The sequence below is a fragment of the Microbacterium sp. zg.B48 genome (assembly GCF_024623505.1).
Taxonomy (GTDB): Bacteria; Actinomycetota; Actinomycetes; order Actinomycetales; family Microbacteriaceae; genus Microbacterium.
The window spans coordinates 121,059-144,892 of the sequence record NZ_JANJFE010000019.1; the positions used below are offsets into that span (position 1 = coordinate 121,059).

Consider the following 23,834-nt stretch of genomic DNA (forward strand, 5'->3'; position numbering starts at 1 on the left):
CAATTGCGTGAGCCACCGAATGGTGGCTCAGTGGGCGTGGGCCTGGCTGGTCCACGCGTCCCATTCCTGCTCGTCGGGTGCCGAGCCGGTGCTGCGGGGGGTGATGTCGCGGTGCCCGTTGCTGCATCCGCCGGCGTACGCGCGGGTGAGGCGGGGCAGGGCGAGGGAGAGTCGTTCGTGCCAGCCGATGGGACCGAATCCGGTGTCGCTGGTGTCGAAGGCGGCGGTGTGGGCGGTGTGCAGGGCGGAGAGCTCTTCGACCAGTTGCCCGTGTTTCCACCAGCACGCCGGAACGGTCGATTCGGGGACCCGGTAGCGGATGATGAACCACTCCACCCATCCGCGCAGCTCCCCCCACACCGCCCGGGCATCGGCGTCGCTCAGGTGGCGCCAGTTCACGATGCGGGCGCCGAGCGGTGTCGAGTCGCCATGCCGGGCGGTGGGATCGAACGCGGTCATCTCGCCGGAGATCTGTGCTTCCACGTCGTCGTCGGGGTAGCTCATGGGGACTCCTGCGGTGGGGCGAGCTTGTGCCGGAGCCGTTCCAGGGCGAGGTGTGACGCGGCCCGGCGGGTGCGGTGTCGGGACAGCACCGTGTCCCGGTCGATGAGGCGGTGCAGCAGTTCGTGGCAGTACGGGTGCATCGGGACCAGGTCCTCGTGTGCTTCGCGGGCCTGCCAGCGGCCGTTGTCGATGACCATGCCCGCGTAGTCGAGGTGATGCAGTTCCAGCTGCGTCCTCCCGGCTGGTTGTCCGCAGGCCGCGCACTGCAGGGATCGCCCGGTGGCGAGTTCGTCGCGGAACCACCGGTCGCGGCGGGCGAACCAGACGGGGGAGTTCAGGAACCCGTCCCGGTAGACGTTGAGGAATCCGGGGCGGCGGCGGTTGCTCATTCTTCGCTCACCGCCTCCCCGGTGGGGCGGGGCAGGGTGGGGCGGGTGTGGGTGTGGAACACGTCGCGTTGCTCGCGTTCGGTGTGCTGTTTGCCCAGCGCGATGGTGCGGGCGTCGCGGCGTTGGTCCCACCCGGCCAGGTCCAGCAGCACCCCGCGGCGGTTGCGGTAGGCCAGCAGCCCGAGGGTTTGCGGCATCCGCCGGATCTCATCCACCGACATCAGCGGGCGTCGTTCGTGTTGCTCGCTGGTGTTGTGCCCGGCCTGTTGGGTGGACCAGGATTTTTGCGTGCGGCGGGTGTCGCGGCTGCCCAGCAGGGTTTCGATGTCGCGGAGGTGATCGACGTGGCTGGCACCGCCCAGGAGTACTTTGGCGGTCGCGGCGGCCCAGATGGTGTCGGCCTCGGCGCGGGACCAGGACGTTTCGGCTTGGGAGAGGGCTTGGAGGACCACGAAGGTGCAGATCCCGCGGCCACCACCGTCGGCCATGATCCGGGGCAGGTTCCCCCATCGGAACATGTTCACGATCTCATCCAGGATCAGCCCGAGCGGGTGGGTCAGGCGGGAGCCGGGGGAGGCGAGTGCGCGGGTGCGGGCGACTTCGACGATGTCATCCAGCACCGCGCTGAGCCACCCTCCCATCGCTGCGGCGCCGGAGGAGGACCCGAGCAGGTACAGGGTGTTCGCGCCGTCCAGGAACTGGTGCGGGTCAAACAGCGGGCCTCCGGGGGCGGGCATCAGGGTGTCCCGGATCTGGGGGACCGCGAGCGGGGCGACGGCGCCCTGGACGCCGAACCAGATGGAGGAGACCAGTTTCTCGTCGCCGCTGATGGTCGCCTCGAGGTTGTCCCCCCAGCCGGGTGCGCCAGCGGCGCGGAGGATGTCGACGGCGTCGCGGGCTTGGCCGGGGCTGGTGCCCCAGTTGTACACCTCCGCAATGGACTGGTCGCCGACGGCGGCGGCGTGCAGGAGCCGGCCGAGGACGACTCCGGAGGCTTGGGCCCATTCGCCGTTGGTGGTGGATGCGCCCAGGGCGGTGCCGGTGATGATCGCGGTGCCGCGCTGCATCGCCACCAGCGGGTCCTCGCAGCCGACGATCGGGTTGACCCGCATCGGATGCCGGATCCCGGACAGGCCCTGCGGGTCGAACACGTGCACGGTGCCGCGCTGCTGGCGCATCCGCATGGTGGCGGTGAGGTTGTCGTTGGTGGTGGAGGTGGTGATCAGTGGCCCGGACCAGTCCACGATCGCCGAGATCAGCACCCGGTATCCCTTTCCCGAGCGGGGCGGGCCTTCCAGGGCGACGGAGTCTTCGATGGAGACATACACGTCGGTGCCGCGGGAACTGCCCACCCGCCACCCCACATCGGTCGCCGCCGGCCGGGGCAAATCGGGGCGCAACTGGCTCGCGCGGCGGAGCACGGCCTTGGCGGAGAGGTGCTCGCGGACCTCCGAGCTGGTCGCGAACCCGGGACGGGCACGGAGGTCGGCGATGAAGGACTGGTCCGACTGCCGGTACCGGCGCACCGCAACCCCAATCCCAGCCGCCAGCCCACCGAGGAGAAGCACTGCGAGCAGGTCGGCGACTCGGATCGGCAGCACCGGCACCGCGCACCCCGCCGGCGCGGTAAACCCAGTCGGGTCGCCGGTGACGGCCAACCACAGCCCGGAGAACAGACTCGTCGGGGTGGGGCGCGACTGGCAGATCACCCAGGTGACCGCTTCGGCGAGGAAGGCGAACAGCAGCGCAAGGACGAATGCGGCCCCGATGAGGACGGCTAACCCCTTGCCCAGCAGACCCTCGTTCATGGCTCTGTCTCCCTGGGTTTAGAGGGCTCCGGCGGCGGAGGCGGCGGCTTTCAGCCACGCGTCCCGGGTGGTAGGGCGCAGGGTGTCAAACCGCAGCGGCCCTGCCTTCAGCGCCGGGTCGAAGGGGATCAGTTCCACCGCCCGCACCCGTCCGGCAAACCCGTCCACGATCCGATGCACCGCGCTCCGGGCGGCGGGTTCGGATTGGGTGATGACGACCACGGCCCCGTCGGCCAGTGCGGCGGAGCGTTCGTCTCGGGTGTGCAGGGCATCCAGCAGCAGCGCGGCGGACTCGGCCGATTCGGGGGCGGCGAGGGTGGGGACGACCAGTTGTGCGGAGGAGTCAATCATCCGCAGCCACCGCTCGGCGGATTCGTCGTTGCCGGAATCGAAGATCACCAGCCGGTAGTACCGGGCGGCGACCTGCATCAGCAGGTCGAACTGCGCGGTGGCGATGCGCTGGTCGGTGGCCAGCAGTTCCGGGTTGGAGCGGAGCACGTCGTACCGGTCGCTGCTTTGGTGATGCACGAACGCGGTGATATCCGACACCCCCGCCGTCGGGGCCAGCAGGTCCGCGGCGCCGGGCAGCAGGTCCCGGATGGTGGTGTCATACAGACCCTGTTCGGTACGCCAGCCGAGGGTGCCGCGGGTGTCGTTGTTATCCCAAGCCAGCACATTCCCGCCCCCGTTTCGGGCATACACGGCGGCGAGCATCGCGGTGGTCATCGTCTTGCCCACCCCGCCCTTCCCGTTCGCGACCGCGATGGTGCGACATCCCGCCCAATGCCGGGAGACTAGCGCCGTGCAATCGGCCCGCCGCCGCGCCGCCGCGGACGGTGGCACCCGGATGCCCAGTCGCCGCAGCACCGCACCCCACCTGCCCGGGTCGGGTGCGGTGGCCGTGGTGGGGCCGATGAAGGAGGGGCGGGGTGGCGGCTCAGCAGCCGTCCCGGGCGTGCCGGGGCTCGTGTGCGGCTGCTGAGCCTTCTCCCTCACCTCCCCTCGGAAACGTGGCGACCCCTCATCGGCCACGACTGGTGCCAGTGCCGGTTCCGGCAGCTCGGTAGGGGTGGTGATGGGGGCGAGGGTGCCGTCGGTGCCGATCAGGAGGTGGTGGTCGCCGCGGTCGCCGGTGGTGACCAGCTCCAGTGGGCTGCCGGTGCGGCGGGCTTCGTCGGTGGCGCGGCGGACGACAGCCTGGCGGATGTCTTCGTTCCCGTCCGGGACGACCGGTTCGTGGCGTCCGTCTGGGGCGACGAAGGTGGCGGTCGGTCCGGTGACGGTGGCGTAGACGCGCGGGTGGGTGGCGATGCTCATCACAGTTCCCTTTCCATCGGTGTTTGTTGGGCCGACAGCCAGCCGGCCAGATCGGAGTCGGCCGGCACCGGCTGCGGCCAGTACGCGGCCAGCTGCTCGGCATCAAACACCGGCGGGGTGGTCTCGTCGCGGTCGGCGGGGGAGAGGGCGTCATCGGTTTTGAACAGGTCGTATTCCCACGAGGTGGCGGTGGCGAAGCAGTCCACCAGGTACGCGTACTGGCCCACGTAGGCCAGGAACTCGCCCTTGCGCAGCTGACGGGCCATCTCCACGTGCGCCGCGGGCAGGCTGAGGCGTTGGCGGAGGGCGGCGTGTTCTTGGTGGTTGACGCGGAAGATGAACTTGTTCTCGATGTCACCGACGATCGAGTACGCCAGGGACCGTTCTAACGAGTCCGCGTCGCCGACCGCGTCCAGATCGCCCATCTTGTGCAGGATCACGATGTTGCTGATCCCGTAGTGGCGGGACAGTTTCAGCCACTGCTGGAACATCTGCAGCGACGCCAGCGAGGTCATATCCCGCCACCCTTCTTCGCGGACCACGTACCGGGTGCGGCGGGCGCCCCGGTCAGAGATCACCGCCTGAATCCACGCGGTGGAACACACCTGGGTCAGCTGCGCGGCCAGATCCCCGCGGGCAAACAGCTCACTGGTGTCGGTGACCACGATCGGGGCGTCCTGATCGAACTGGACGGTGGACTCGTCCTCGAACAACCCGGACAGGTCCCCTTCCACGAACCGGCGCAGCACGAACCGCGGCTGAATCGCCCCCGCCGCCGCGCCGAACGCGGCATCGGTGTCCCCGGCGATCCGGCTCAGCTCCTGGTAAACCCCGCGGAGGGTGGGCCGGTCCCCGGTGCGGGCGATGCACCCCTCCAGTGCGTCCAGGATCGCGGCATGCTCGACCGCGGTGAGGCGACCGTGCAGGGTCATTTCGATAATCGCGATCAGGGTGCCGATGCGGCGTTGTTTGACCATCTGCTCGTGCTGCTCATCGGAGGCATCGGAGCGTCTCGGGCCGCGATCCAACGGGTTCAGCCGGGTCCCGGTGCCACCGCCCAGGCGGATCACCCGCCCGCCGGGGATCGCTTCGGCCACGGTGACCCACTCGCCTTTCGGGTCGGAGGGGACCACCACCTGGTGGCCGAACGCGATCGAGCGGGTGGTGAGGGTTTTGATGGTCCCGGATTTACCGGACCGGTACGCGCCGAGCACCAGGATGTTGGTGCTGAAGGTGCCCCGCTCGGAAGAGTCGATGTAGGACTCCCAGGGGGAGAAGTGCCACAGGGCGTCCGCGTTCAGATCCACCCCGACCACCGGACCGCGATGCCCCAGACCGAGGTCGGCGACGAACGGGTAGATCCCGGCGATGTGCTGCGAGGTGGCCTGATGGGCCGGGATCACCGCTTTAGCGAGGTTCCAGTAGCCGCCCCGGATCAGTCCCGGGCCGAACGGCCCCGGCACCACCGCCTCCGGAAGGGCACGATCCCGCCGGGCGGACTGGGCCGGCGTGTCATCGTGCACGGCGCGGGCGGCTTGACGGCGGAGGGCGCGCTGTTGGGCGCGGCTGCTATCTGCCGGGGTGAAGGTGAGCGAGTGGCGGGTCATCACTTCATCCCCAACCCGATCGGCAGGGCGTTGACCAACAGAGCTTCGGCTTGCTGGCAGTACAGGATCTGCGCCTCCATCCCCGCCCGCGACAGCGCGTTGCGCATACCGGCGATCGCGCCATCCAGACGTTCCTGATCGGGTGCGGAGATGGTCAGGTAGGCGCCGTACCGGAACTCCCCGTGCCCGTTGGCGATCTCCTGCTCCTGCTGCTCCAACGCCGTCCAGTCCGCCGCGTCCGCGGCCGACCCGTCCGCGCCGCGCTTGGCGCGCAGGTGCTCGTTGCCGCGCCACACCTTCTTCTCCTCCCGGATCCGCTTCAGCGCCTTGGCGACCGGGACCGGGGTGAGCACGATGGAGAAGATGTGCGTGATCGCCTCCCCGGTGGAGGGATGCCGGGCGAACACGACCGGGGAGAGGAACCCCACCGGTGCGTCCGAGCGAGGCCACTCGTGGATCCACATCGTGGTGTGCACTCCGGAGTCGGTGATCACGATCCCGTTGCGGCCCTTCGGTTCCTCCAGATACATCGGCCCGATCGCCACCGGGTCCACCCCCGCTAGGTCCTCCGGCCGGTTCTGCACGGTCGCGGCGAACTCCGGATCAAACGCCAACCGGCCCAGCGCCGCCACATCCCGCGGGGTCAGCCACCGCCGCACCGTGATCTTGGCCGCCCCCAGCGCGTCCGACAGGTTCCCCGCCTCAATTCCCGCCAAGGTCAGGATCGCGGTCTTGCCGCCGCCGAGGGATTTCAGCTGCGCGGCCAGGGCGACCAGATCCAAGGTGAAGACGATGTAGTTGCGGTGGGCGACCTCGAACCGTTCCGAACGGTCCATCACGTCCTGGTAGTTGCGGGCCACGGGGGAGTGCGGGTCCAACTGCCGGACCCGTTGGACGGTGTCGTAGTGGTCCCGGGCGGCGCGGATCGTGGTCGGCAAGGTCCGCTCCTGCAACGTCACCCGCTTGATCCCGGGTCGTTGGGTCAGCGGCCCCAGGACCCGGTCGAACTGCTCGGCCAGATCGAACCGTTCCGCGATGTCGTGCATCAAAAACCCCTGCACTTCCAACTCCGCGACCACCGACACCGACCGGTCATGCGGGTTGTAGATCGCCGCCACGCCATCGACATCCCACAGCTGCACGGACGCGCGGGTGCCCGGCAGGTTCAGGGTCCCGGCCAGTGCGGTCCGCTCCGGCCGGTACACATCCTTCGTGGCGCCGGCGGCGTGGCGGACCTGCTTCATCAGCCACAGCCCCGCCATCTTCGGGGTGGAGATCCCATGGATGCTGGTCAGCGCCGTCACCCCGAACCCCAAATACACCGGTGCCGTATACAGCAGGCCGAGCGGTCCGAACCGGTTCACCGCGACCAGCACCACCACCGCCGCGGTGGTCAGGAACACCAGCTGCCACGGATCCAAACCCATCACTACCCCCTGCCGTGATCGGCGCGGCAACCGGACCGGGCGGGCGTAATCGGGTGTGACACTCATCAGGGCCTCCCTGGGGCCGACACGCCCGCCGGAGCAGGCGCTGACTGTGGCGAGGTGGGCTGTGACCGCGGCACATCAACCTGGGGTCGCGCCGGCGACGATTGCGCACCCGCCTGTCGCGACGACGAGGCAGCCGCGGCGGGGCGTGCTCCGGCCGGACCGGCCGCACCGCCCGGCGCAGCGGCGCTGCGTGTGGGTGCCGCGCCGGATGATCCTCCGTCGGTGGTGGGGTTGGATCCGCCGGGGCGGATGCCGGCGGGCATGCCGCCGAGGCGGGTGGGGATGCGCACTGCGGTGCGGGCTGCGCCGGTTGCCATCCGTCCGCCGTGCGCGCCCAGCCGGGACCCGATCCCGTCGGCGGCGACCGCACCGACGAAACTGAACAGCCCGAAGATCGCGAACGGCGCGAACGCCACCAGCGCCAGGCCCACCAGCAGTGGCCAGGATTGCGGATCCCAGATCGTCTTCACGTTCGCCAGCCCGTTGATGATCAGCATCACGAACCCGATCGTCAGCGGCCCGGTCAACAGCAGCACGACCACGGCCGACACGTACCGGACCACCCACTGCGGGCCCACCCCGCGCACCGGGAACAGCATCCACGCGACCGGGCCGACCGCGATCAGGGCCGCCAGCACGATGTTGCGGAACGCGAAGACCAGCATCAGTAGCAGCATCCCGATCATCAACAGTCCGTGGATCAGGAATGCGAAGAAGTAGTTCGCCTGTCCGCCTGCCCACATCACCGACTGCAACGTGGAGAACAACCCCAGCGGGCCGTCCCGGTTGGTGATGTACCAGGTCATCTCATCGATCGCGTTCAACAGATGCCCGGTCAGCCACAGCGACAGCGGCACCGCGGGAATCGCGATGAAGGACCGCACCAGCGCCCCCACCAGTTCCTCCCGGTCACCGGTCACCACCGCTGCCGCGATCGCCCATACCATCGCAGCGAAGGTGATCACCAGGACCGCCCACTGCCAGAACGACCACTCCCCGACAGCGGCTGACCACAGCAGAGTGCTGGTATCGAAGCGCATGTTCCCCGCCACCACGGACATCATCCCCGTCGCCGACAGCGCCATCCCCCGACCCGCGTTCTCGAAGCTCAGACACACGACATCACCCAGACTGCACCCGTACTTCACCAGCAGCGCGCGGCCCCCGGCCGCCTGAATCGCCTCGACATGCCCCTCATACGTCGTGCAGACCGTTGAGCTGCCGCCGTCGACGATGACTCCGCTGAAGCACTGTTGCGCCGCTACCTTCGTCGGATCATCCGGAGTACAAGAGACCTGCCCGCCGGACCCTTGACAGCGGACCGGGTATGCCGGCGCCGACCACGGCGTTCCCGCGATGTCTTCTGCGGGGAAGGTCTGCGCCTCCGACGACGTGGATACGGTCGGTAGGACCGTCGCGCCGGCTGCCGCGGGGGCCAACGCGCTTAAAGCCAGTGCGCCGCCGAGGACGGCGCCGGCGATCAGAGCGGGCAGGGTGCGCATGGTGTCAGAAGCCGAAGTCGAAGTTGACGAACCAGGCGAAGAGGCCGCTGGCGGCGCCCAGTACCGCGGCGGCGATGAAGATCCAGAGGATGTTCTCGCCCGCCCAGGTGCGCACCCGATCCGACGCGAGCCCGCGGAAGGCCAAGGCCGCGCCGGCCAGGATGAGCATGATCAGCACGACCAGCATTGCCCCGGCGAGGATGTAGGAAGCGATGACTTGGAAGCCTTGGAAGAACGGGGCGGAGAAGTCCGGTTGGATGTCGGGGATATTGACGTCGGCGGGTGCCGTGTGTGTGGACATGATGTGCTCCTTGCTGTGCCTATTTCAGGGGGAGGCCGAGAGCGGCCATGAACGGCTGCGGGTCGATCGCGGATCCGTCTTGCTGGATTTCGTAGTGCAGGTGGCAGCCGAACGATTTGCCGGTGTTGCCCTCGGCACCCAGCGGCGTTCCTGCCGTGACGGGTTGGCCGGCGCTGACCCGGATGGAGTCCCACTGCATGTGTCCGTAAAGGGTGACCAGGCCGCCACCGTGGTCGATACGTACCGTGTTGCCCCACCCGTAGAACGCGCCGGCGGTGATCACCACGCCGGGGCCGGCGGCGAAGATGGTCGACCCGCAACCTTGGGCCATGTCGTATCCCTGGTGGTTCGTGGAGCAATAACTGCAGCCAACGACGGGGTTGTAGCCGAACCCGCGGCCCTTGGAATAGCCGCCGGTGAGCGGATACCCCCACTCCCCGTTGGCCACGGGTGCGGCAACGTCCGGTTCACTCAGTGCCGCGGTGCCGGTGCTGCCGGCGACGGCGAACGGGATCGCGATCAGCGGAGTCATTACGAGCGCCAGTAGCAGAAGGAGACCGACGACCGCTCCGGTCGCGATCTTGCGACCAGTCCTCGTGGTTGCGAGGGCTGCGACGGCTACCGGGGCGCCCATCTCAGGGCTCCAGGGGCTCCGTGAAGTAGCGGACCACCTTGCAATCCCCCGCGCGCTGTCCCGTCTCTGGTGTCGGCACTGATTCCGGACCGCACAGCACTTGCACGCTCACCCGCACCGACTCCTCATACGAGGTCTCCGCTCCGCCGCCGCTCGAACGGGTGAAGGTCAACACGACATCTGCGGTCCCGATCGACATGTCGCCCGAGGGGTCCTCGGGGACGGGTACGAAGCTCACCTCGCCGGTGACTGTCGCGACAACCCGACCATCCTCGGCCGCGAGGGAGTCCCACTCCTCCTCCGGAAGAACCACCCCTTGCCGCAGCTCTACCCGGGAGGCCCCCAGGGCGGCGCCACGGTCAGCCTCAGAGGTGTAGCGGGTGTCTGGGGTGAACCAGGTGTCAAGGTAGTCCAGCCACTCATTGCGGGAACTCATGGTCGTGTCGAACGTCGATGCTGCCTCGAGCGCTGAACGGATATAGGTTTCCGGATCGGTCGTGATGGGCTCAGGCGTCCAACCGCGAGCTTCGGCGGCCGGATCCACGACCAGGCCATCACCGTGCGGGCCGGCAGACGGCGCGGATGTCTCGGAATCTGGGCTGCGTTCCGTAATCGCCGACGGAGCGGCTTGACCCGTGATGGATGCCACGATGATGGCCACCACGCCGACCACCAGCACCACACCGCCAACTACCGCCCAGATCAGCCCCGTCCGCCGGGAACGTTGCGTCGCCTTCATTCTGCGCCCTCCTGATCGACCAGGACGGCGACGATACGTGGACGGATGGGGTCCAGCGAAGGCCGCCGTTGCGGCATCCTACGCACAGAACCAACACCTGGAAATGGTCTTGAAACAGGATTGTGCAGAACCACGAGAGGGCGGCAGCGTGCGGGGGAAACGAGGGCGCCGACACGCAGGTATCGATACTGTACTCGTTCTTTTCGGCGGCTGTCTGTCGGAAATATGGGGGACAAGGCGGCCCGACAGACTGCCCTTATGGGCTGGGCTCCCCTGCAGGTCCGAACCATGCCCACACTGTATAGCGATGTAGTGCGAATGTACATAGGTAAGGAGTGTTGTTTTCTCGACCCAGCGCACACCGTTACGCGACAATGGCTGCATGCCTCGCCTCGCACAGCCCGCAGGATCCGAAGACGCCCAAGAGCCCGTCGCACTTCTCGGGAACCTGGTCCGGGCAGGGATCCTGCGCTTCCTGCGCGAGAACCCCGGCGTGACGATCGGACCCATCTGCGACGCGCTCCAACTCACCTCGGCGACGATCCTCCCGAAGCTCGGCGAACTTGAGGCGGCGAACATGGTGATCGGCGATCCGCCCATCGGCACCGACCGACGCGGGCTGTGGGTCACATACCGGGTCAACAACGAGGCGGTCACCGACCTGTACCTGCGACTTGGGCTCGCGATCGGGGAGTTTTGAATTCTTACCGTCCGACTCAGCGCCTGGAGCCGGGCGGACCGTCAGGATCAGGGGACGCGGGGATGCAGGACTGATCCTCGACCTCATCGCTCCCCGAAGGTGGGCGGAGGTCGGTGGTGCGTCGAATCGTGCATCTGCGGCGGGAACAAGCGACTCGGTCCCGTCGCGATCGGCGGGAGGCGCCGTTGAACGCGCTTAGCGCCCTGCTCCGCATCACCGACCTCGGCATCGACGCCCCGCAGGCCCTCGGCACCGCAGGATTGCTGAGGCGGCAAACTGGCATGCAAGAGAGGAAGCCCTCGCGACCACCACCGCCCGCACCGGGGCGATCCGTCTGGCCAAACGGATCCTGGAACTCGACGCGGTGCTCGAGCGGGACATGGCACGCATCAGTGAACTCGTCCAAACTGGCCCTGCTCCCGAGGTGCTCCACAAGACCGGCATCGGCTCAGTCTCAACAGCGAGGACCCTCGTCGCATGATCGCATCCCGGCCTGATAGATAGTGAAGCTGCCTTCGCCGCAATGGCTGGCGTGAATCCCATTCCGGCCTCCTCGGGGAAGACCATCCGGCATCGGCTCAACCCTGCCGGTGTCCGCCAGCTCAACCGTGCGCTGAACATCATCGCGATGTCCGAATGCTCCACGACCCCGGACCCGCGCCTACGTTCGAACGGCGACGCGGGGAAGGCAACACGGACCGCGAGATCAGACGCGTGCTCAAGCGCTACCTCGACCGCAGCATCTACCGGGACCTCAACACCGCCTCAACCGAAGAGCCCGGGTTTGACGGGATGTACATGGCGCGCCGGATTATTTTGCTCCCCCGAAACCTGTGCAGCAGGTCGCTTAGGTCGTCAGAAAGCCCCCATCGACGTGGTCTGCCCCCACCCCCTCACGCAGCGCGGGAAGGATGTTGACCTTCACCTGGGAGCGATCGGGAATGCCGGCCTCCGGCCCCCTGATGACCCAAGCGCTGTGGGGACGGGCAGCCCGTAGTTGCCGGACACCTCAGGTTCGTGGCTGGGCATGAGGTTCATTCGACGTGGCGATGACTAATCACGTCCACTGCTGGAGGTTGAATCCGGCAGGTGTATCCCCTACGCGATATCTGTGATGAGAGGCGACGTCCACACTGCCTTGCCTGCCGCTCTCAAACCAGCATGATCAATGAGATCGCTCACGAATGGTCCTATATCTTCGGGGTTCTGGTAGCGACCTTGCGGCACTTGGGCGGCACGTTCGATCACGATCTCCTCTATGTTTCGCCCCTCAAGGGCGGCCTCCCCCTCTACAATCTGACGGTACATCCCGTCTAGCACGGCCCCTGGGTAGAGCAACGCGACTGATACAGCATGCGGCTCTAGCGCGGCAGCGAGACTCATGGTCCAATGCCGCACCGCGGCCTTGCTGGCCCCGTATGCGGCATACCGTGGCCGCGGCCACAGGTCCGCGGGCGATCCGACGTTGATTATCAATCCCCGCCGCTGGAACAGGTCATGCATCTTCTGGCCTCGCATTTGCCGTGCCGCAGCGATTCCGGCTATCGCGGTGCCTTCTACGTTGACTCGTAGGATAGAGCGCCAAATGTCTGGGGAGTCGTCCAAGACGTCATGCACGCGCATGGTCGCAGCGCTGTGAAAGAGCACATCTAGAGTTCCGGCCTCGCTCACGATGTGCCTCACGGCGTCCTCGCACGCGACTGGATCGGCGACGTCGCATGCGAACCCGCTGACCCTTTCGCTCCCCCAAGAGCGTGCGGTTTCGACCACCTGACGCTCGTCGAGGTCGGTCAGAAAAATTCGATGTCCGCGTGAAAGCAGGTGCCGGGCAACAGCGCGTCCGATTCCGCCCCCCGCGCCGGTAACCCATACGGCTGCGCCCCGCGGTTCATTCTCGATCACGGCAATTGATCTCCTGAAGGCGTAACGTGTGCCGCAGCAGCGTCCCACGCCCCGGGGCGCGATAAGCCCAAGTGCTCGCGGAGGGTCGAACCACGGTACTCCGACTTGAAGTATCCGCGATTCTGCAACTCGGGCACGAGCAGCGAGCAAATCCGCTCGAGTCCACCCGGCATGAACGGCGCGTTGAGACTGAACCCATCACACGCTTCGCCTTCAAACCAATCGATCATCTTGTCGGCGACTGTGGCCGCCGAACCGACGGCCCAAATATGCCCGAAGGATCGATGATTTTCGATGATCAAGTCGCGAACACTGGCGCGATCATCGAGGGCCCGCGTGCGGAAAATCTCATATCGGCTGCGGAGTGCGGGCGGCTCGCCGAATCGGTCCGTGGGAATCGCGTCGTCGAGCTCCACTCCAGTCAGATCGAGGTTGAGTACGCCCTCAAGCGCGCGGCGGCCAACGTCATAGTTGATGTGGCTTGCCAGCTCCTTTTCCAGCTCACGGGCCTCGCTGTCCGTCTCCGCGACCAAGGGAACCAGGCCGGGAAGTATTTTGACATCTCCTGGCGCCCGCCCCGCTTCGGCGACTTGGCGCTTGTACGCGCTGTAGAAGTCAATGGCTTTAGCGCGATCGGGTTGTGCGGTGTAGATGAGGTCCGCGAATCTTGAACCGAGGTCCATCCCATCCGATGACGACCCCGCCTGCACCAACAGAGGTCGCCCCTGCGGCGATCGGCGCATTGGAAGCGGTCCGGTCACCGAGAAAAACTCACCCGCGTGGTGAATCGTTCGGATCAGGGAGGGATCTGCCCAGACTCCCGCGGCCTTATCGTTGGTCACAGCGTCGTCGCTCCAGCTATCCCACAGTTCGATTGCAGTCTCGACGAATTCGTTCGCACGCCTATAACGCTCTTCGGGTGAGGCGAGTTCCGAGATCCCGAAGTTCGCTGAACCAGCCCAAGAAGTGACGATGTTCCAGCCTGCCCGACCGCCGCTGAGGGTATCTAGCCCGGACAACTGTCGAGCGGCGTTGAACGGCGTCGAGTATGTCGTCGACATGGTGCCGATGAGGCCGATGTTCGAGGTCAGGGCTGCCAACGCAGAGAGAGTTGTGATTGGTTCATAGAAAGGTGCCATCATGATGTCCCCCTTGAGAACAGTCGCCTGTGCCGAAGGGATATCGCCTATGAAGACTGCGTCGAGGCACGCCGCTTCACATAACTCAGCGACATACTTGGCCAGCTCAAGGCTGCCCAACGCCTCAGATTGGCTGCCTGTCATGCGCCAGCTGTCCTTGTAGTAGCCGGCTGGAAGCATGAACGCGGTGAGAACGAGCTCACGATTGCTATTGGTCAATGCCTGCTCCTTGAAGATAATTTGCGAACGACAGAAGTCGGAGGTCTGCAATCCGCGTCATCGGCAGCGGGGAATGCAGACGGTCTTCGATCAGGGCGTCACGCACTGTCGTGCTCTAGATGACGCGCGTAGCGCGACCACGCGTCGATAATCGCCTGTTGCATGGAACCGCGAGCAGGGCTCAGGTAGGAGAACTTCAAGTCGTCGAGAATCTCCGAGGGATCGAGGTCAATCCGGCGACCAATAAAAAGCTGGTTGAACCAGTGCCGAACAACAGTTGTCACCGCGGTGCAGTCAGCTTCTTGGATGACATGTGTAGCTCGATCAACAACGAGAGAGACGGCGAAGATCTCACCGTGATTGCCGTAGGCGGCACTCGACATGGGCACCTTGCCGTACCCGACAACAATCAAAGCGGGGGTGGAGCCTGCCGATGAGGTTTGCGTTGTACCCATGATTTGAGCCTAAGCGCTGGCCTCCCGGGCCCCTTGAACGATCTTGCTCTCGGCGACCGATACATCGAAGGGGTCCGTCTCGTCGAGGAACTTGTTGACTGGGTTACCCAGGTAGGCAATATTCTCCTCCGCGTCAAAAAGTGGCTCAGCGAAGTCCGACAGCATGGGGTCGGCATGCAGACCGGGAGAATGAACCTCTGTAACAGTGCAAGGTGCGTCTGACACATTGAGCGACCAGTGGCGCGCGCCCTCAGGGATACGCAGGAAATCCCCCTCTTGAATGAAGTACGCCTGGTCCTCGATGCAGACCCAGAGTTCCCCGCTGTTGACGTAGTTGAGCTGCTCGCAGGGGTGGGTATGCGGGCGTGAGTGGTAACCGGCGGGGCGCGAGGCAATCATCAGCGATGCGTTGTTACCGAAGACCATCTTGGTCGAGAACGAGGTGTCGCCCATGTCGGCGACCTGCTCGCTCACGTCTTTTGCGGCTACGAAAATGGACAAAGGTCAACCTCCAGTGAAACAAGGGGACCGTTCATCCATCCTTGGCGGGACTGGCCCCGTTGCCCCTGCCGTCATGCGCCGTGCGTGCGGACTGGAAGAGGTCGAATGCCACCGACAGGGCCAGTATGCCTTAATCTTGCGCCCCCACCAACCCTTCGTCGGCGGCGTCATCCAGCAGCGATGCCGTGTTCGCGAGATGGGAACTTGACAAGTGAAAAGGACTATAAGAAGCTGTGCTCGCTGGCCAACGATCCGAACCTCGGTCACGTCGAGAGGCGTCTGCCCATCTCGACAGCCAATCTGTTCAATCGACCAAGCCAAGGGCGAGCAAGCGCCGCTCTCCACCCGATCGTTGCATTCCGGGTGTCGACAAGGAAGTCGAGGCAACTATGGCCACCAATTCCGTCGTGCGTGAGCCGGCACATCGCACCATAAACCGCACTCGAGTTGCGGTATCGGTAGGTATCGGGAACGCGCTGGAGTTCTTTGACTTTACGATGTACGGATTCTTCGCCGTCATCATCGGTCAGGTCTTCTTCGCGAGCGATTCCCCCGTCGTGGGAACTTTGAGTGCCCTCGCGGTGTTCGGCGTGAGCTTCTTTGCGCGGCCACTGGGTGGATTCATCTTCGGTCCCATAGGTGACCGCTACGGCCGCAAGGTGAGCTTGATTGCGTCCGTTCTCCTTATGGGGTTCAGCACAGCGTTCATCGGACTGTTGCCGACATACGAGGCGATCGGAGTCGCGGCTCCCATTCTCCTGGTGCTCCTGCGGCTGATACAAGGCATCTCCACGGGTGGCGAGAGTGGCGGCGCAATCACTTACATGAATGAGATGTCCCCAGCCGATCGCCGCGGGCTCTACTCCTCGGTCGTTCCCGCGACCGGAATGGGAACCGTCGGCATAGCGAGCCTGGTTGCGCTGAGCATTCAGTTGTCCCTGCCGGAAGACGCACTGCTCGCCTGGGGATGGCGCCTGCCGTTCCTAATTGCGGCACCGCTTTCGGTGATCGGTCTGTACATCCGGTTCAAGCTCGACGAGTCGCCAGTCTTCGAAGCTATGAAAGCTAGTGGCCAAGCGACGCTCGGAAACGCAAACCCCCGGCGATGGGGAGGAAAGAACATCGTCTTCGCGTTCTTCGTGTCGGGCATGGCCGGGGTCGGTTCGTATTACCTGGCCACCTACATGATCACGCACCTCACCACGACCGCCGGCTTCGACCGCACCCCCGCGCTGATCATCGTCTCAGTTGGGATGCTCTTAGGCGGCGCCATCTGCTGTCCGCTCGCCGGAGCTCTCTCTGATCGCATCGGGCGTCGCCCGACTATGGTGATCGGTTTGGTCGGGTGGTTGGTGCTGATCATCCCAGTGCTACTCCTGATGAACACCGGCGCACTGGTGTGGGCGATTATTGGCTTTGCGCTGTTGGCTATCAGTCACTCGATGGTTCAGACCACAACGTACGTCTCCATCGCCGAAGCGTTCCCGGGTTCTTCGCGCTCATCGGCGGTCGGCATCACGTTCAACACGGCGCAGGCTCTCATTGCCGGCCCTGGTCCCCTTGTGGCCGCGGCTCTCGTCGCGGGTACGGGAATCGCTCTCGCCGCATCGTGGTACCTGATCGCCGTTGCCGCCGTCACGTTGGTCATCGTTTTGGTGCTTATGCCAGAAACCCGCGGCAAAGTCCTCAGCTGACACTCAGTTATTCGACGCATAGGAGATCTCCATCAAGAAGTCAAAGAAGGTCATCATCAGCTGTGCTGTGACGGGGTCCGTGCACACGCCCAGCTTGTCGCCAGCCCTGCCTATCACCGCGGAAGAGATCGCGACGCAATCGATCGCTGCGGTCAAAGCTGGCGCTGCGGTACTGCACCTGCATGCCCGGAATCCAAAGGATGGGCGGCCCGACGCTCGGCCAGCAACATACCGACCCTTCGTTGAGGAGATTGCGGCGCGCACCGATGCCATCATCAACATCACGACCGGTGGCAGTACCGACATGACGGTAGAGGATCGGCTGGCCGCAGCGAAGGAACTGAGTCCCGAACTCGCGTCGCTGAACATGGGATCGATGAACTTTGTCTTTGAAGGCATCGCTGCCAAGCGCTCTGTGTGGGAGTACGACTGGGAAGAGCCGTACATCCGCGGGTCCTCGAGCCGCATCTTCGCGAACACATTCGATCAGATCGAGTACACCATGCGTGAACTAGGGGACGGCCACGGTACACGCTTCGAGTTCGAATGCTATGACGTCGGGCATCTGTACTCTCTTGCTCATTTTGTTGATCGCGGCCTCGTACGGCCGCCGTTCTTCATCCAGTCAGTCCTTGGTATTATCGGCGGCATAGGAGCCGACATGGCGAATCTCTCTCACATGATGACGATTGCGGACAAGCTTTTCGGGGAGGACTATTACCTTTCATGCTTCGCCGCGGGACGCAATCAGAAGTCGTTCGCCGCTCACTCTGTCGCCGCCGGAGCCCACGTCCGGGTTGGGCTGGAAGACAACTTGTACGCGGGCCGCGGTCGCCTTGCCACCGGGAACGACCAACAGGTCGAGTACGCCCGTGGCATCGTCCATGCACTCGATCGTGAGGTAGCAGCACCGGCCGACGTTCGCGACATGCTGGGACTCAAGGGCGCGGCGGCCACCGCGATCGGACGATCATGAGTCCGGTTGACCACTTGGCTATTCTGGATCTGTACGCGCGCTACTGCCACGCGGTCGACTCGCGAAGCTTCGACGCAATAGCCGAGTGCTTCACATCTAACGCGGTTTTCGGTGAGCGCGACGGTACGGAGTCCTATACCGCTGTAGAAATCGTCGAGCGGTTTCGCACTCACGGGCGGGCCGGGTACTTGCATCAGTGCACGAACGTGACAATCACTACGCCGCCGACCGGGACCCGGGTTCTGACGGGACGGGCGCACTTCACGATCGTCGGGCCGCACGGCATTGATTCGTTCGGCGAATACAAGGATCGGATTGCTCGTGATGATTCAGGAGCGTGGCGGTTCGAGGATCGCGTTGTGGAGTACTGGTGGAAGAATACGGCGCTGCAGGACGGGTCATCGCCCGAAGAAGGGGGCGCAATGCCCCTTGCACCGCGGGCTGAACGCCGCAAATTACCGCGTTCGTTGGCGCCGTGAGCAGCATGGCGTCTCCGCGGATGAACTCCTCGACGCAGGCCAGCCCATTCATCGCCGGGCTGCTGGAGAACGCCCAATGGGGTCGCTCCGGTTGAATCGGGTCTGGGGCGCTTCCGCGCGTCCGCTGCATCGCGTTGTGGCTGGCCGGCGAAAACCGAGAGCGGAGTTTGAACCAGAGGACAATAGCTCATCACGTCGCGCAGATGCCGCATGACTAGGAAAGCTCGTCGTGGAAGCAGCCGAAGCACTGAACGCACTCTTTTCGGCTGTCGCGGCTCCGGACCGACGCGCGACTCTGGAGATGCTGCTCCGCCGGGAGGTCGACAACCGGCCGATGCCTTCCATCACCGAAGTGGCGGACGAATTGGAGCTGTCGCGTTTCGCGGCGTCTCGCCACCTGGGTATCTTGCAGAGCACCGCCCTCGTGGAGCCCATTGCGTCTGGCTACAAAACGCTCCAGCGGCTCAATCGTTCACGTCTAATACTTCTCGAAGACTGGCTTGTACCGTTTCTCGATTTTGACGACACGACGCATCCGCAGTGACAGTCGCGCGGCAAGAGTGCACGGTCCTAGAACGGGCGCACGGAGGCACGCGCGGTACCCAGGGATCGTGCCGCGCAGCGGCATAGGCGTGAACAGTGGAACATGGCCAGCGTCCTGGATCGCGGCGAGCATCGCCCCCAACCCGTGGGCGGAATCACCCAGCACCTCCATGGGCGCGTCCCCGGTGCTGGTTTCCTCGGGGAGCCGTTCAAGTCGCAGGCGCCCTCGCTGGTGCCGGCCCCTAACGCCTTGGAGAGCACGGCTGCGGTGGCCAGGCGCGTGTCCGGCTCCGCGATCAGATGCGCCTTGAACCCGTCCAGTCGGCTCTGCCTCGATATATGCGCGTGCCGGGTGTCCGGGTCGACGGTCGAGATCACCCGATCCGGGGCGGACTGGCGGGCGATCCGCCACCGCACGTCAGAGCAGTCGAACTCGTCCGCCGGCTCCACGTCTTGACCGGCGACCGACGGGCGCAACGCGACGCGTCCTGCTGCCGCTCATCCAACAGGACACCCTCGAGCGCAGCCAAGACCGTGTTCGCGTCGGCCACGAGGCGTGAGACGAGCTCGTCACGGGCCGCCTGGTCCTCTTGCGCGATATCCGGCCTGCCCGGCTGCGGTAGCCATGACCCGGCAGTCCGGCCACGACCAGGCCGGCGACGCGGACCTCGCGGGGTGACCCGGCAGATCTGCGCGGTCAGCTGCGTGACGGTGTTCTGCGGCGCGACCGCGTCGTCCAGGATCGTCGAGTCCAGTGCCCGCCGCGGCTTGCCCGCGACCGCAGCGGTCTTCGGGATCACGTCACGCATCGCGTCGAGGATTCGATACGGCCGCTCGCGGGCCGCCAACCGGCGCCGTCAGTACGTAACGTCGAGGGGTGCAATCCGCCGGCGTCGATCGCGAGCCCAACACCCACGCTGCACATCGGTCGACAGCGAGGGCCGGCCCGCCCCGACGGGAACAAGTCTTCGAGAATGTCATCCGCGAACCGTCGGTGGCGGTGTTCCGCAAGGAACGCGTGCACTCCCCACCCGCAGCAGGTGCCCCGCGCACGAAGCACCTTTAGAAGATCACGCGAACGATGATCACGACCTGCATAATCCAAGTCTTAACCACCCGACCGCCGCGATCAGCGGGTGCGCCCTAACCCGCCAGATGTTCAGCAGCCTCCCAGTCGAGCGCTCACCCTGCGGGAAGTTTCAATCAACTTGTCACGCGCGTGCTCTATGAAGGCAAGGTCGCTGCCCGGCCGAAATCCGTGAAGGGTTAGGTGCAGCTCCGGCCCTCGCTCGCTTATTACTGGTGCCATGAGCGTCCGTACAGACCCGGCAGTCTGTGTCGTGAGCGCCGGCGGATTCGGCAGGGGCACCAACTGTCGACTGGCTTCCACGAGGGTACGGTGGAGTCGAGGTGTAAGCCCGTACGCAGCCATCATCTCCAACGCTTCAGCGGCCTGGTCTTCTGGTTCGCTTGCGTAGCTCAGGGTCCAACCTTGTTGACGAATTCTGTCGAGCTCCTCATCTAACAGCGCGCGCTGTTCCGCAGAAAGCTCAATAGGCGACGCCGCGAACCATGTCTCGCGGAGCTCTGGTGGCCCCCAGGCTGCAATAGTGATTCCAAACCTGGGCATGAAGGGCAGAACTACACCGACCCTGTCGGCGGGTCCTTCGTATCCTGTGGTGGCAACGATGGTTAAGTCGTTACCATCGAGCGCTGAAACCCGACATTCGAGGCCAACGTCGGCCGAAAGACCCTCGAGGTCTTCCCGCGCCTCGTCTGCAATGCGGGCGGACTCGTTGAGCCTTCCTCTCGTCGCCAGCACGAGTGATCGAAGTGTGAAAGTTCCGTAGCCCCCTTGAAAGTAAAGGAGAGGCAATCCTGGCCTTTCCACTTCGAGTGCGAGGACTCGACCGATCACGATGTGGTGATCGCCGCCGTCGTAGACCTTCTCGATCTCGCAGTCCACCCAGGCGAGAGCATCGCTCAGGATTGGTGAGCCGGTCCGCGGAGCGGGCTGCCAATTGACGTCCATGAAGCGGTCCAATTTCTTGGTCGCGAAGCTTTGGCTGAGGGCTTCCTGGCCTCCCGCGAGAATATTCACGCAGAACCGGCCAGCTTCTTGGATTGCAGGGAATGTAGAGGAAGAGCGAGTGGGTAGGAAGGCGACAAGAGGCGGTTGAAGCGAAACCGACGTAAAGGAGCCCACCGCCATGCCCACCGGCTCGCCTTCACGATCGATTGACGTGATTACGGCGACTCCGGTGGGGAAGTTGCCGAGCACGTCGCGAAAGTGTCTTTGAGTTATCTCGCTGGTCGGCGGCCGTGCGGTCATCGGGCGGCCCCAATGCGAGTCCAGCCCGATTCGACCTGCACTTGCGCGATGGGTGGGGTGTTCGGGCCACGAAACATTGCAAACCTCGACTTCTTCGTCGACCCCCTATCAGCAACTGCTAGGTAGAGGAATGGGGGCGGACGCTCACCCATGGCTTGGTCGATCGAGCTAATCCGAAACGTCGGAACGCTCAATCTTGTGCTCCGACGGCCGGGCTCCTATCGTTGGCCGGTCGTATAAAGCGTCTAGGAAGTCTGCGCGTCTGTCAAGGTGGGTTGCCGCCCTCCCGGAAACTGCGGCTGACATGGTCGGCGACGGTCCAATCTGACGCATTAGCGGCGGGCGAAAACGAGCCATTCGGACAGATTGGGTGGCACATCTTGGTGGACGCTTGGAAGCTTCCATCTCTGTCGAGTCGCCGGCGTCGGGTCGTGGAGGGGTACTGCCGCACGGATACGTGATTCTGAAGTGCCTGGGGTGCGTAGAGCGGAAGGAATTTCCGGCGGCCGATCCCCGGGTCGCCATTTCACCCTGCTAAGGGGCCGACCCGCACAGGCATAGGATCGGACCTCCAGTCCAGGCGCGCAAGGTTGGAGCTCAGCCACCCGAGGCGTCGGCCTGGAGCAGCCGGTCTTCCTTACCCCAGTGCGCGGGCTGCGTTCGTGCCTACACGGTGCCCACGAATGAACAAGAACGAGGACGACTGGGACAGGAGCAAGCGAGACGGTGGCAGCCTCGGATCCGCCAGATTCTGCGCATTCGACCACGTGAGGACCGAGCGTGATGGAGGAAGATTGTCGCCGACGCTGTTCAAATCCCTCCGGCTCGGCTCTGGGGTCGTTGTTGACGCCGGCGATGCTGGGGGCGTAGAACTGGGGAACTCGAGGCTGGCGGCGTCGGAGCGCAGCACTCGATCCTGATCTCCGGTGTGATCTATCAGGACATCCCTGACGGTTCCGAATCAATAGTTCTCTGACGCTTCGGTGTCGTTTGGTCCTGACACTTCTACCTCTATGTGTGAGGTATGAGCCGTGTCGAGCCTGTTGACCCCCGTGTCCGCCTCGCGATCGCACAGTGGCCGCCGGATGCGCCGCGTGGGTCGGTGACGACCTTCTGTTCGGAGCACGGAATCTCGAGGGAGACGTTCTACGCGATCCGGAGAAGAGCCGCGGCCGAGGGGCCAGCGGCGGCGTTGGAGCCGCGGTCGAGGCGTCCGAACCGCAACCCTGGCAAGCTGAGCGACGGGATCGCCGCGCATGCGGTTGCGGTGCGTGCGGCGTTGGAGCAGTCCGGTTTGGATCATCAGCCGATCAGCGTGCACGAGAAGATGCGGTCGCTCGGGATGGAGCCGTTCCGTCGACGGCGTCGTTGGCGCGGATCTTTCGGGACGCCGGGGTGGCAAAGATCGAGCCGCGGAAGAAGCCGAGGGCCGCGTTCCGCCGGTTCGTCTATCCCGCGCCGAACGCATGCTGGCAGCTCGACGCGACCGAATACGTCCTCACCGGCGGCCGCAAATGCGTGATCTTCCAGCTCATCGACGACCATTCGCGTCTCGCCGTCGCTTCCCACGTTGCGTGGGGTGAGACTTCCGAGGGCGCGATCGTTGTCATAAAGAAGGGCGTCGCGACCTGGGGGGTTCCGCAGCGGCTGCTCTCGGACAACGGCGCCGCGTTGAATCCATCCCGACGCGGCGTGCTCGGACAGCTCGTCGCCTACCTGCGATCCTTGGGCGTCGAGCCGATCACCGGAAAGCCGTACAAGCCGACTACCCAAGGCAAGAACGAGCGGTTCCACCAGACCCTGTTCCGCTACCTCGACAAGCAGCCACTCGCCGAGAACCTCGAACGGCTGCAGGCCCAGGTCGACGCGTTCGACGCCATCTATAACGTCGAGCGTCCTCACCAAGCACTCCCCGGACGGATCACGCCGCAGCAGGCGTGGGACGCGATACCCACCGTCGAGCCTCCTCGACCCGCGGCGCCGATTCCGCCTCCGGCCGTCACCGACGACATCCGGGTCAAGATCGTGCAAGACAGGCGACTCGGTCGAGTTCTGCGGCATCAAGTTCGGCATCGGCCGCGCACTCGGCGGGCACCGGGTCTGCGTCATGGACGCCGGAAAGACGGTGATGATCTTCGACCTGCAAGGCACCCTCATCATCGAGCACCCATGGCCCAAGCCCGGCGTCACCTACGTCAGCAACCGCCGACCCCCGCGGCCCTCGGACGAACCGATCGTCAGAGATGTCCTGATACATCGACTGTCAGAGATGTCCTGATGCAGATTCGTCAGGGATATCCTGATACATCACAGATCCTGATCTCCGGCGGCCACGAGGCCGTGCCCACATCCTGCCCACAAGTGGCGGCGATCGGGGCCGATCGAACCGAGTCCGGCCAAGCTTCCACCCGGCCCAGAATGGCGTGGTTCCGCGGTTTCCGACCGATCAGGAACGAGGAGGATCGAACCTCTCTGGGTTCAAATCCCACCGTCACCGCCACGAAAATACCTGATCAGCGCTACTTTCGAGTAGCGCTGATCTGCGTTTGTGAACAGATTTGTGAACAGATTTCGTTCCTGGGTTGTTCACGCTTCGCTCT

23 protein-coding genes and 1 pseudogene are annotated in these 23,834 nt (G+C 65.0%); 8 read left to right on the plus strand and 16 right to left on the minus strand.

Annotated elements, in window-relative coordinates; translation table 11 throughout:
• Positions 1-27: 27 nt before the first annotated feature.
• From NQ152_RS15935 to NQ152_RS15980, 10 genes are all read right to left on the minus strand, one after another.
• The gene (locus NQ152_RS15935; RefSeq protein WP_257524686.1) at positions 28-504 is read right to left on the minus strand and encodes a hypothetical protein; all 477 of its coding nucleotides are present in this window, start codon (positions 502-504) and stop codon (positions 28-30) included.
• Positions 501-893, minus strand: a complete 393-nt coding sequence (locus tag NQ152_RS15940; protein WP_257524687.1) for a hypothetical protein — start codon at positions 891-893, stop codon at positions 501-503. Before NQ152_RS15940 ends, NQ152_RS15935 begins: the two co-directional genes overlap by 4 nt.
• Positions 890-2,701 carry a type IV secretory system conjugative DNA transfer family protein gene (locus tag NQ152_RS15945; protein ID WP_257524688.1) on the minus strand — a complete coding sequence of 604 codons (1,812 nt, stop codon included), beginning with the start codon at positions 2,699-2,701 and terminating at the stop codon, positions 890-892. The genes NQ152_RS15940 and NQ152_RS15945 overlap by 4 nt, the downstream gene beginning before the upstream one ends.
• An 18-nt stretch (positions 2,702-2,719) precedes the next feature.
• On the minus strand, positions 2,720-4,018 hold the full coding sequence (locus NQ152_RS15950) for an AAA family ATPase (RefSeq protein ID WP_257524689.1): 1,299 nt from the start codon (positions 4,016-4,018) through the stop codon (positions 2,720-2,722).
• The gene (locus NQ152_RS15955; protein WP_257524690.1) at positions 4,018-5,625 is read right to left on the minus strand and encodes a hypothetical protein; all 1,608 of its coding nucleotides are present in this window, start codon (positions 5,623-5,625) and stop codon (positions 4,018-4,020) included. The genes NQ152_RS15950 and NQ152_RS15955 overlap by 1 nt, the downstream gene beginning before the upstream one ends.
• Positions 5,625-7,118 (minus strand): SCO6880 family protein, encoded by a 1,494-nt coding sequence (locus tag NQ152_RS15960; RefSeq protein ID WP_374113604.1) that lies wholly within the window; start codon positions 7,116-7,118, stop codon positions 5,625-5,627. Before NQ152_RS15960 ends, NQ152_RS15955 begins: the two co-directional genes overlap by 1 nt.
• Positions 7,118-8,620 (minus strand): hypothetical protein, encoded by a 1,503-nt coding sequence (locus NQ152_RS15965; protein WP_257524692.1) that lies wholly within the window; start codon positions 8,618-8,620, stop codon positions 7,118-7,120. The genes NQ152_RS15960 and NQ152_RS15965 overlap by 1 nt, the downstream gene beginning before the upstream one ends.
• A 4-nt stretch (positions 8,621-8,624) precedes the next feature.
• On the minus strand, positions 8,625-8,921 hold the full coding sequence (locus tag NQ152_RS15970; protein ID WP_257524693.1) for a hypothetical protein: 297 nt from the start codon (positions 8,919-8,921) through the stop codon (positions 8,625-8,627).
• A gap of 19 nt (positions 8,922-8,940) precedes the next feature.
• Positions 8,941-9,453, minus strand: a complete 513-nt coding sequence (locus tag NQ152_RS15975; protein ID WP_257524694.1) for a M23 family metallopeptidase — start codon at positions 9,451-9,453, stop codon at positions 8,941-8,943.
• Between the two features lie 103 nt (positions 9,454-9,556).
• On the minus strand, positions 9,557-10,294 hold the full coding sequence (locus tag NQ152_RS15980; RefSeq protein ID WP_257524695.1) for a hypothetical protein: 738 nt from the start codon (positions 10,292-10,294) through the stop codon (positions 9,557-9,559).
• A 382-nt stretch (positions 10,295-10,676) separates the two neighbouring features.
• Here NQ152_RS15980 and NQ152_RS15985 point away from each other — a divergent pair, with 382 nt between their 5' ends.
• Both NQ152_RS15985 and NQ152_RS17400 read left to right on the plus strand, forming a co-directional pair.
• Positions 10,677-10,994 carry a helix-turn-helix transcriptional regulator gene (locus NQ152_RS15985; RefSeq protein ID WP_257504001.1) on the plus strand — a complete coding sequence of 106 codons (318 nt, stop codon included), beginning with the start codon at positions 10,677-10,679 and terminating at the stop codon, positions 10,992-10,994.
• 496 nt (positions 10,995-11,490) lie between these two features.
• Positions 11,491-11,991 carry a transposase gene (locus tag NQ152_RS17400; protein WP_374113611.1) on the plus strand — a complete coding sequence of 167 codons (501 nt, stop codon included), beginning with the start codon at positions 11,491-11,493 and terminating at the stop codon, positions 11,989-11,991.
• A 101-nt stretch (positions 11,992-12,092) separates the two neighbouring features.
• Here the strand turns inward: NQ152_RS17400 and NQ152_RS17405 are convergent, their stop codons facing one another.
• From NQ152_RS17405 to NQ152_RS16005, 4 genes are all read right to left on the minus strand, one after another.
• The gene (locus NQ152_RS17405; RefSeq protein ID WP_374113605.1) at positions 12,093-12,944 is read right to left on the minus strand and encodes an SDR family NAD(P)-dependent oxidoreductase; all 852 of its coding nucleotides are present in this window, start codon (positions 12,942-12,944) and stop codon (positions 12,093-12,095) included.
• Positions 12,893-14,254 carry an NtaA/DmoA family FMN-dependent monooxygenase gene (locus tag NQ152_RS15995; protein WP_257524697.1) on the minus strand — a complete coding sequence of 454 codons (1,362 nt, stop codon included), beginning with the start codon at positions 14,252-14,254 and terminating at the stop codon, positions 12,893-12,895. Before NQ152_RS15995 ends, NQ152_RS17405 begins: the two co-directional genes overlap by 52 nt.
• A gap of 98 nt (positions 14,255-14,352) precedes the next feature.
• Positions 14,353-14,709: a DUF3870 domain-containing protein gene (locus NQ152_RS16000; RefSeq protein ID WP_257524698.1), complete on the minus strand. Its 357-nt coding sequence runs from the start codon at positions 14,707-14,709 to the stop codon at positions 14,353-14,355.
• A 9-nt stretch (positions 14,710-14,718) separates the two neighbouring features.
• A complete protein-coding gene (locus tag NQ152_RS16005; RefSeq protein WP_257524699.1) occupies positions 14,719-15,183 on the minus strand; it encodes a cupin domain-containing protein in 465 nt (154 codons plus the stop codon).
• A gap of 416 nt (positions 15,184-15,599) precedes the next feature.
• Between NQ152_RS16005 and NQ152_RS16010 the strand changes: the two genes are divergently transcribed.
• From NQ152_RS16010 to NQ152_RS16025, 4 genes are all read left to right on the plus strand, one after another.
• Positions 15,600-16,904, plus strand: a complete 1,305-nt coding sequence (locus NQ152_RS16010) for an MFS transporter (RefSeq protein WP_257524700.1) — start codon at positions 15,600-15,602, stop codon at positions 16,902-16,904.
• Positions 16,905-16,959: 55 nt separating this feature from the next.
• Entirely contained in the window at positions 16,960-17,880 is a 921-nt protein-coding gene (locus NQ152_RS16015) for a 3-keto-5-aminohexanoate cleavage protein (RefSeq protein WP_257524710.1), read from the plus strand.
• The gene (locus NQ152_RS16020; RefSeq protein WP_257524701.1) at positions 17,877-18,359 is read left to right on the plus strand and encodes a nuclear transport factor 2 family protein; all 483 of its coding nucleotides are present in this window, start codon (positions 17,877-17,879) and stop codon (positions 18,357-18,359) included. The genes NQ152_RS16015 and NQ152_RS16020 overlap by 4 nt, the downstream gene beginning before the upstream one ends.
• 229 nt (positions 18,360-18,588) lie before the next feature.
• Entirely contained in the window at positions 18,589-18,903 is a 315-nt protein-coding gene (locus tag NQ152_RS16025) for a helix-turn-helix transcriptional regulator (protein ID WP_257524702.1), read from the plus strand.
• A 373-nt stretch (positions 18,904-19,276) separates the two neighbouring features.
• Here NQ152_RS16025 and NQ152_RS16030 read toward each other — a convergent pair whose 3' ends face one another.
• Together NQ152_RS16030 and NQ152_RS16035 are read right to left on the minus strand one after the other, a co-directional pair.
• Positions 19,277-19,711 (minus strand): hypothetical protein, encoded by a 435-nt coding sequence (locus tag NQ152_RS16030; protein ID WP_257524703.1) that lies wholly within the window; start codon positions 19,709-19,711, stop codon positions 19,277-19,279.
• Between the two features lie 350 nt (positions 19,712-20,061).
• Entirely contained in the window at positions 20,062-21,183 is a 1,122-nt protein-coding gene (locus tag NQ152_RS16035) for a flavin reductase (protein ID WP_257524704.1), read from the minus strand.
• A gap of 1,153 nt (positions 21,184-22,336) precedes the next feature.
• Here NQ152_RS16035 and NQ152_RS16040 point away from each other — a divergent pair.
• Both NQ152_RS16040 and NQ152_RS16045 read left to right on the plus strand, forming a co-directional pair.
• Positions 22,337-23,512, plus strand: a pseudogene (locus NQ152_RS16040) (integrase core domain-containing protein).
• Positions 23,512-23,834 (plus strand): hypothetical protein (locus NQ152_RS16045; RefSeq protein WP_257524705.1); only part of this gene is annotated, 323 nt, incomplete at its 3' end. The pseudogene NQ152_RS16040 and the gene NQ152_RS16045, both read left to right, overlap by 1 nt.

Coding starts and splice junctions, on each gene's coding strand:
- NQ152_RS15935 (WP_257524686.1), bottom strand. CDS start 504: ATGAGCTACCCCGACGACGACGTGGAAGCACAGATCTCCGGCGAGATG.
- NQ152_RS15940 (WP_257524687.1), bottom strand. CDS start 893: ATGAGCAACCGCCGCCGCCCCGGATTCCTCAACGTCTACCGGGACGGG.
- NQ152_RS15945 (WP_257524688.1), bottom strand. CDS start 2,701: ATGAACGAGGGTCTGCTGGGCAAGGGGTTAGCCGTCCTCATCGGGGCC.
- NQ152_RS15950 (WP_257524689.1), bottom strand. CDS start 4,018: ATGAGCATCGCCACCCACCCGCGCGTCTACGCCACCGTCACCGGACCG.
- NQ152_RS15955 (WP_257524690.1), bottom strand. CDS start 5,625: ATGACCCGCCACTCGCTCACCTTCACCCCGGCAGATAGCAGCCGCGCC.
- NQ152_RS15960 (WP_374113604.1), bottom strand. CDS start 7,118: ATGAGTGTCACACCCGATTACGCCCGCCCGGTCCGGTTGCCGCGCCGA.
- NQ152_RS15965 (WP_257524692.1), bottom strand. CDS start 8,620: ATGCGCACCCTGCCCGCTCTGATCGCCGGCGCCGTCCTCGGCGGCGCA.
- NQ152_RS15970 (WP_257524693.1), bottom strand. CDS start 8,921: ATGTCCACACACACGGCACCCGCCGACGTCAATATCCCCGACATCCAA.
- NQ152_RS15975 (WP_257524694.1), bottom strand. CDS start 9,453: ATGACTCCGCTGATCGCGATCCCGTTCGCCGTCGCCGGCAGCACCGGC.
- NQ152_RS15980 (WP_257524695.1), bottom strand. CDS start 10,294: ATGAAGGCGACGCAACGTTCCCGGCGGACGGGGCTGATCTGGGCGGTA.
- NQ152_RS15985 (WP_257504001.1), top strand. CDS start 10,677: ATGCCTCGCCTCGCACAGCCCGCAGGATCCGAAGACGCCCAAGAGCCC.
- NQ152_RS16000 (WP_257524698.1), bottom strand. CDS start 14,709: ATGGGTACAACGCAAACCTCATCGGCAGGCTCCACCCCCGCTTTGATT.
- NQ152_RS16010 (WP_257524700.1), top strand. CDS start 15,600: ATGGCCACCAATTCCGTCGTGCGTGAGCCGGCACATCGCACCATAAAC.
- NQ152_RS16020 (WP_257524701.1), top strand. CDS start 17,877: ATGAGTCCGGTTGACCACTTGGCTATTCTGGATCTGTACGCGCGCTAC.
- NQ152_RS16030 (WP_257524703.1), bottom strand. CDS start 19,711: ATGCGTGACGTGATCCCGAAGACCGCTGCGGTCGCGGGCAAGCCGCGG.